Annotated in this window: 1 protein-coding gene; it reads left to right on the forward strand. The window is 41.7% G+C overall.

The window, feature by feature from the left end:
• The coding region (locus ACYVJ4_RS17750) for a transposase (RefSeq protein WP_460461412.1) at positions 1-604 on the forward strand (604 nt) is incomplete at both ends.

Below are 604 nucleotides of genomic sequence, written 5' to 3' on the forward strand. Positions count from 1 at the left end.
TACGATGAGTAGTATCGCGACACAATACAACGTCTCTACTAACACAGTATGTCGACGTTTAACTCTACTAGGCAAAGAAATCCAGCCTGCCTACAATGGTTTGCCAAGGCAGTTGTGTATCGATGAGTTTCGGTCAACAGGTAATCAAATGAGTTTCATTGCGATTGATGCAAAAACTCATGATATCGTCACCATCCTTCCAGGGCGTAAGAACGCCGATATTAAGCGATTTTTCAGGAACCATTACTCGAATAAAAATCGGAGGAATGTTAAAGCTATTGTCATGGACTTTAATTCACAATACGAGTCAGCCATTAGGACGCTTTTCCCCAACGCTAAGCTAGTTGCGGATAACTTTCATCTGGTCCAAATGACACTTAGGTCCTTAAACCAGACGCGAGTTCAACTGATGAAACAGTTCAAACCCGATACACGTGAATACCGACTTTTAAAGTTCTACTGGCGCTTCTATTTAAAAAGCTATGACAGTTTAGAATCCACCGAAGTATGGTGGTTCTCACACTTAAAAGACCGCCAGACCCAAGAACAACTGGTCCAAGAGGGACTAGGTCTCAGTGAACAATTTATGCATACTTATTTTTCG

It is taken from the genome of Angustibacter peucedani (genome assembly GCF_054779595.1).